This window comes from Streptomyces sp. NPDC059567, from assembly GCF_042735655.1.
In the GTDB taxonomy this organism is placed as follows: domain Bacteria; phylum Actinomycetota; class Actinomycetes; order Streptomycetales; family Streptomycetaceae; genus Streptomyces.
In genome coordinates this window covers 22,840-28,839 of record NZ_JBHWBS010000100.1, presented here as the reverse complement: position 1 = coordinate 28,839, position 6,000 = coordinate 22,840, and the positions used below count along the sequence as shown (strand labels likewise).

General features: G+C 71.7%; 5 protein-coding genes and 1 pseudogene. 2 read left to right on the top strand and 4 right to left on the bottom strand.

Going from position 1 to position 6,000, the window contains the following annotated elements; genetic code table 11:
- Nucleotides 1–178, bottom strand: a pseudogene (locus tag ACFVZW_RS31080) (6-phospho-beta-glucosidase); the annotation flags it as partial.
- A gap of 17 nt (nt 179–195) precedes the next feature.
- Here ACFVZW_RS31080 and ACFVZW_RS31075 point away from each other — a divergent pair.
- A complete protein-coding gene (locus tag ACFVZW_RS31075; RefSeq protein WP_384528290.1) occupies nt 196–582 on the top strand; it encodes a VOC family protein in 387 nt (128 codons plus the stop codon).
- Between the two features lie 13 nt (nt 583–595).
- Here ACFVZW_RS31075 and ACFVZW_RS31070 read toward each other — a convergent pair whose 3' ends face one another.
- Entirely contained in the window at nt 596–2,416 is a 1,821-nt protein-coding gene (locus tag ACFVZW_RS31070; protein ID WP_384528288.1) for an FAD-dependent oxidoreductase, read from the bottom strand.
- Between the two features lie 141 nt (nt 2,417–2,557).
- Here ACFVZW_RS31070 and ACFVZW_RS31065 point away from each other — a divergent pair, with 141 nt between their 5' ends.
- A complete protein-coding gene (locus ACFVZW_RS31065) occupies nt 2,558–2,992 on the top strand; it encodes a YchJ family protein (protein WP_384528285.1) in 435 nt (144 codons plus the stop codon).
- Here ACFVZW_RS31065 and ACFVZW_RS31060 read toward each other — a convergent pair.
- Together ACFVZW_RS31060 and ACFVZW_RS31055 are read right to left on the bottom strand one after the other, a co-directional pair.
- Nucleotides 2,982–5,063, bottom strand: coding sequence for an MDR family MFS transporter (locus ACFVZW_RS31060; RefSeq protein WP_384528282.1), 2,082 nt, complete (start codon nt 5,061–5,063; stop codon nt 2,982–2,984). The genes ACFVZW_RS31065 and ACFVZW_RS31060 overlap by 11 nt on opposite strands.
- 218 nt (nt 5,064–5,281) lie before the next feature.
- Nucleotides 5,282–5,479, bottom strand: coding sequence for a hypothetical protein (locus ACFVZW_RS31055; RefSeq protein WP_384528293.1), 198 nt, complete (start codon nt 5,477–5,479; stop codon nt 5,282–5,284).
- Nucleotides 5,480–6,000 lie beyond the last annotated feature (521 nt).

The window sequence follows — 6,000 nt, the reverse complement described above, 5'->3', positions numbered from 1 at the left end:
GTGCCGGCGACGTCATGATCACCGTCGCCCTCGCCTCCCGGGCGATCGCCGAGAGCCGTGCGCCGTCGAGGTCGTGCAGCGTCACCTGGGTGACCCGCCCCTCGGCGTGGTCCGCGAGCAGGGCGCCGTACACGAGCGGGACCCGGAATCCGCCGCCTCCGAGAATCGTCAGTTTCATGGTCGTACGCTACTGCTGTGCACGTACTGAGCAGCCGGATTCTGCTCCGGCCCACCGATCCCGACCGCACCCGCCGCTTCTACGGAGACCTGATCGGGCTCACGGTGTACCGCGAGTTCGGCACCGGGCCCGACCGGGGCACCGTCTACTTCCTGGGCGGGGGCTTCCTGGAGGTCTCGGGGCGCGCCGCCCCGACCGAGGTCCCGTCACGGCTGCGGCTCTGGCTCCAGGTGGCGGACGTCCGGGCCGTGCATCAGGAGCTCCTCGGCAGGGACGTCGAGATCCTGCGGGAGCCGGTGACCGAGCCCTGGGGGCTGGTCGAGATGTGGATCGCGGACCCCGACGGCGTCGAGATCGTCGTCGTCGAGGTCCCCGAGGACCATCCGCTGCGCTACCGCCCCTGAGCGGCGCGCCGGATCACCCCACGTCGAGCGCGTTGCGCAGGCCGAGCCGGTACCGCAGCCGGTCGTGCCGCTTGAGCGCCTCCAGCTCGGGCGCGCGGAACAGCGGCTTGACCGTGCAGCGCGCGGCCGTCGAACCCGTACGGTCGAGGAGCGCGTTCACGGCCTGGCGGGCGGAGGCGTTGGCGCCCTCCATGGTGGCCAGGTCGATGTCGACGGCCACGTAGTCGCCGGCCAGATAGAAGTTCGGGACCTTCGTCGCGGCCTGCGGGCGGTTGTGGAAGGTGCCGACCGGGTGGATCAGGAGCTGGTCGTCGTTGGTCGGGTTCGGGGTGCCGAGGCCGTCCACGCCCGGGTCCAGGAACCAGGAGTGCAGCGCGCCGTCCTTCAGCACCGTGCGGCCGGTGTCGTTGAACCCGGCCTTCAGCTGCGCCCACACCTCGCGCGCGACCTCGGTCCGGGTGCACTGCTTGGCCGTCTTGCCGTAGAGGATCCCCGGCCGGTCCCACTCCGAGACGTCGACCGAGAGGCAGTCGACGACGGAGCCGTCGCCGTAGTCGGCGGGGAAGTCACGCGTCGGCCAGTGGTGCGCCTGCTGGATGCACGTCAGCGACCACGGGGAGTCGATCAGGTTGGCGTGGCCGGCGAGGAGCGGTGCCCGCTCGGTCAGATAGAACTGGATGCCCGTCATCCAGTCGGTCTCCAGCCGGTCGCAGCGGGCCAGTTGGGGATCTGCCGCCCGCAGCGCGGAGCCCCAGGTGCGCCGCGCGTGCTCCACCGGCATCGCGGAGACGTAGTGGTCGGCGCTCACCCGGCGGCGCACCCCCTGCGGGTCCTCGATCACGGCCGCGGAGATCCGCCCGGCGGCGGAGTCGTACGCCATCTCCCGTACGGTCCAGCCGACGCGGAACTCCACGCCCAGGCCCGTCAGATGGGTCACCCAGGGGTCGATCCACGCCTCGTTCGTGGGCAGGTCGAGGATCCGGTCGAGGGGCCCGTCGGCGCCGCGGCCGAGCGCGTTGAAGGCGAATGCCTCCAGGAGCGTGGCGACCGTACGGGTGCTGGCCTCCTCGGCCTTGGTCGCCACGATGTTGCGGGTGAGTCCGACGGCGAGGATGCGCTGGTAGTCGTAGCTCATCCGCTCGGCCCGCAGGAACTCCCACCAGGGCGTCGCCTCCCAGGTCTCGCCGCGCCGCTCGTCGCAACTGGTGAGGAAGACGAGGAAGCGGTTGACGAAGTACGCGGCCTCGTGGAGCGGGATGGAGCGGGCCGTCTCCAGGAGCGCGGTCAGGGCCCGGCGGATCTCGTCGAGGGTGAGCTCGGCGGGCCGGTGGCCGGGCCACGGCAGCGGGATGCGCAGGTCCTCGCGGCCGGTGCGGGCGAAGGCCATCTCGGCGGGGGCGACGAGGTTGTCCCAGACGCCGTTGGCGTTCCCGGGGAAGGGGATGCGCCGCATCGTGTCGGGGAGGTTGTGGTAGATCCCGGGGATGAAGCGGAAGCCGTGCTCGGCGGGGAGCGGTCGCCGCGCGCCGCGCGCGCTGTCCGGCACGTCCATCGAGCGGGCCTTGCCGCCGAGCGCCCGGCGCTCGTAGACGGTGACGCGGAAGCCGCGTTCGGCCAGTTCGTGGGCGGCGGTCAGGCCGGCGACCCCGCCGCCGAGGACGGCGACGGAGTGGGGCGCGGCCTTTGCCGCCCCGTCCCGCGATGCCTCGGCGGCCCGCGCCCCGGTCGCCGGTAAGGCTCCGACGGCGGCCGCCCCGGCGACGGCCGCGGCGCCCGTCACGAAGACCCGGCGCGAACTCCCGTTGCTCCCTGCGCTCTCGTCCGTACGATCCATGCCCCGACCCCTTTACCGGCGGTAACCATCGCGTCCGGCGCAGGAGCATACGGTCGCCCCCCTGCCCCCGGAAGAGCCGCGCGAGCCGCCCCGCGCACATGGCTCGATCCCGCCCCTCGGTGCACAGGACACAATGGCCCCATGGCCCGACGCACCACGCGCAAGAACAACCCCCCGTCCCCACGCATCACCGCGGACTCGCCCTGCCCCTGCGGACTGACCGCCCGCTACGGCGAGTGCTGCGGACGTTTCCACACCGGATCCGCCGCCGCGCCCACCGCCGAACTGCTCATGCGCTCCCGCTACAGCGCCTTCGTCGTCCGCGACGAGGCGTATCTGCTGCGTACCTGGGCCCCGCAGACCCGGCCGGCCGAGGTCGATTTCGATCCGTCGATGCGCTGGGCCGGCCTCGAGATCCGGGAGACCGGCGACGGCACGGCCTTCCACCGGACCGGAACCGTCACGTTCGTCGCCTCCTACACCCACGGCGGCGCCCCCGGCGCGCTCCACGAGCGCAGCCGCTTCGCCCGCCACGAAGGCGCCTGGGTCTATGTCGACGGGGAGTTCATCGAGTAGCGCCCTGAAGCTCCCGCCGGCCTCCCGGCAGCCCGGTCGCCAGGTCCTCGGCGATCAGCTTCTTCGCGATGGCGTCCGTCGCCGCCCGCAGCTCGGGCCCGCTCGGCCGCCCGCGCTCCCGCTCGACCTGGCCGCTGAGCCAGTCGCCCCAGGCTTGCGAGATGACCTCGGCCTCCCGCTTTCCCGCCGGCGTGTGCGAGAGGATGCTGCCGTCCCGGGTCAGGAACCCCTCGTCGACCATGCGGTCGAAGACCGGGAGCAGGACCTCCGGAGGCACCCGCCGGCCGGCCGAGACGAGCCCGAGGCTGGCGTGCCCGACGATCCGGGTGTAGAGCTCCACCTGCATCACCGCCCACGCGCCCGCCGTGTCGAGCCGGGTGTCGGAGTCGGAGACGATCCGGCGGGCGGTGTCGAAGTCCGTCTTCCGGAGAATCCTTCCGACGGACAGTTCCAGCAGTTTGGCCGAATCGCCGGAGGTGGTGGGGGAGCCGAAGCCCTCGCCCATGTCGGGTGCGGAGGCCCGCGCCGTGTCCCGGAGCTTCACCTGCTTGAGGAACAGCGCCACGACGAAGCCGATCGCGGCGACCGGCACCGTCCAGAGGAAGACGGTGTGCAGGGTGTCCGCGTACGCCTCCACGATCGGCGCCGCCACGTCGTCCGGCAGGCCGTGGACGCCGGACGGGCTGGTCGCGGCCTGGGCGATCGCGGCCGGGTCCTGGCCGGGCCCGGCGATCGCGACGGCCTCGCGGACCCCCTGGGCCAGGTTGGGCTCCAGGGAGTTGGCGTAGATCGTGCCGAAGACGGCGGTGCCGAAGGAGCTGCCCAGCGTACGGAAGAAGGTGACGCCCGAGGTGGCGGTGCCGAGATCGGCGTACTCGACGGTGTTCTGCACGGCGATGGTGAGCACCTGCATGCACAGACCGATGCCGACGCCGAGCACGAACATGTACAGCGACTCCAGCCAGGCGCTCGTGCCCGTGCCCATCAGGGACAGGAGGAAGAGTCCGACCCCCATCACCAGAGAGCCCACGATGGGGAAGATCCGGTAGGTGCCGGTCTTGCTCACCGCATTGCCGCTGTAGATGGAGGCGATCAGCAGACCGACGACCATCGGCAGCGTGCGGATGCCGGAGACGGTGGCCGAGTCCCCGTCGACGTACTGGAGGTAGGACGGCAGGAACGTCATCGAGCCGAGCATGGCGAAGCCGACGACGAAGCTCAGCACCGAGCAGACGGTGAACACCGGATTGGCGAAGAGCCGCATGGGCAGCATCGGTTCGGCGGCCCGGGTCTCCACCCAGCAGAACAGCGCGAGCGCGATCACTCCGCCGACGAAGAGTCCGATGATGACGCCGGACGTCCACGCGTATTCGTTGCCGCCCCAACTGGTCGCCAGGATCAGGGCGCTGGAGCCGGCCGCGACCAGCGCGATGCCCGCGTAGTCGATGACCGGCTTGCTCGCGGAGCGTACGGAGGGGATCGTGCGGGCGGCGGCGATCACGACCAGGATCGCGATCGGGACGTTGACGTAGAACGCCCAGCGCCAGCTCAGATGGTCGGTGAAGAGCCCGCCGAGGAGCGGGCCGATGACGGTGGAGACGCCGAAGACCGCGCCGATCGCGCCCTGGTACTTGCCTCGCTCGCGCAGCGGGATCACATCGGCGATCAGTGCCAGCGAGGTGACCATCAGACCGCCGGCGCCGATTCCCTGCAGTCCGCGCCAGACGATCAGCAGGGTCATGTTGGTGGCGAGGCCGCAGAGGAACGAGCCGGTGATGAAGATGATCGCGGAGATCTGGAAGATCACCTTGCGTCCGAACAGATCACCGAACTTGCCGACGAGGGCGGTGGCGACCGTCTCGGCCAGCAGATAGGCGGTGACCACCCAGGACATGTGCGCGGCGCCGCCGAGGTCCGAGACGATGGTCGGCAGGGCGGTGCCGACGATCGTCTGGTCCAGTGCGGCGAGCAGCACACCGAGCATGATCGTGCCGAAGACGATGTTGCGGCGGCGGCTGTCGAGCACCGGGGGCCCGGCTGCCGGGGGCGCGGCTTCGCTGGTGGTGGTCACTCTCGCAGCCTCACACCCGGTGGGGCCGCCCGCATGTGGGGGACGGCCGAACCGGTGCGGTGGCGGGGCGACGCCCCGAACGGAGTAGCGGCCGGCTGTCGGTGGAGCGTCGGCGGGCAGGACTCGCGGGCGAGTACCGGCGGGAGCGGGGGCGCCGGGCGGGAGCGTGCTCGCGGCGGAGGCGCCGGCGGGAGCGTCCCCGCGGGTGCCGGCCGGTGCTAGCGGGGGAGCACCGGCAGCAGCGGGTGGTGCTTCGCCAGCACCTTGTTGGCCCGGGCGAGGGCGGACAGGGCGTGCTCGCGGTCCGCACGGTCCTCGGCACACAGCGGCCCACGGAACCGGAGCACCTCGCGCGCCGCGCAGTCGGCGTCGACCTCCGCCTGCAGGACGTGCAGCGGCAGACAGGAACCGATCATCGCGGCCACACGGTCGGGGATCGGGACGGGGACGAGGGGCGAGGGCGAGGTGATCACGGGTCAGTCCTTGTGGGGTCCGGAGTCGAGGAGGGGCCTCCCCCTCCATACGTACAGGATGGGCTTCCGGGTTCGTCGACGGGGATGTCTCCGTGGAGCAACGGCCGGAAGGCCGCTCGGCCGGGTGTACGGAGCGGCCGTGAGCCTCGGTCCGGGCGGCCCGCGCGGCGGCGCGGAACGTTCTCGCAGGTGCGCGGCGCGCGGTGCGATCTTCACGGGGAAGCCGGTGACCCGAATCGCTCGGACGTCCGTCGAATGCGGAATCGAGAATCCCTGCCCCGTGACGAATCCGCGAAGCAGGAATGTGAAGCATCTCACCCCGGGGCCGGTCGGTCGGCGGGGCTGTCGCGGGCCGAAATGGTTCAAGGGAGAACGTGCGCGGGCGGTTGAAATCTCATTACGCGCGGGTAAGTTGACTGTCCGGTAGGTCCAGCGAACCGGTCACTCCCCGCCCGTATGCCGCG